This window comes from Streptantibioticus parmotrematis (assembly GCF_019890615.1).
GTDB lineage: Bacteria > Actinomycetota > Actinomycetes > Streptomycetales > Streptomycetaceae > Streptantibioticus_D > Streptantibioticus_D parmotrematis.
Genome location: NZ_JAINVZ010000073.1, coordinates 1 through 413 on the forward strand (window position 1 = coordinate 1; position 413 = coordinate 413).

General features: G+C 65.6%; 1 protein-coding gene. It reads left to right on the forward strand.

Features of this window, described 5'->3' with window-relative positions; genetic code table 11:
• Positions 1-21 precede the first annotated feature (21 nt).
• A partial coding sequence (locus tag K7472_RS32295; protein ID WP_222982833.1) for a roadblock/LC7 domain-containing protein occupies positions 22-413 on the forward strand: 392 nt, incomplete at its 3' end.

Consider the following 413-nt stretch of genomic DNA (forward strand, 5'->3'; position numbering starts at 1 on the left):
CAGGAGCGTTAGTTGAGTCCGATGAGCCAGGCGGCACAGAATCTGAACTGGTTGATCACCAACTTCGTGGACAACACCCCGGGTGTGTCCCATACGGTGGTCGTCTCCGCCGATGGCCTCCTGCTGGCCATGTCGGACGGTTTCCCCCGTGACCGCGCGGACCAACTGGCCGCCGTCGCCTCGGGGTTGACCTCCCTGACCGCGGGCGCCTCCCGTATCTTCGAAGGCGGCAACGTCAACCAGACCGTCGTGGAGATGGAACGCGGCTTCATGTTCATCATGTCCGTCTCCGACGGCTCCTCCCTCGCCGTACTCGCCCACCCCGAGTGCGACATCGGCCTCGTCGGCTACGAAATGGCCCTCCTCGTCGACCGCGCGGGAACCGTCCTGACCCCCGACCTTCGCGCCGAGCT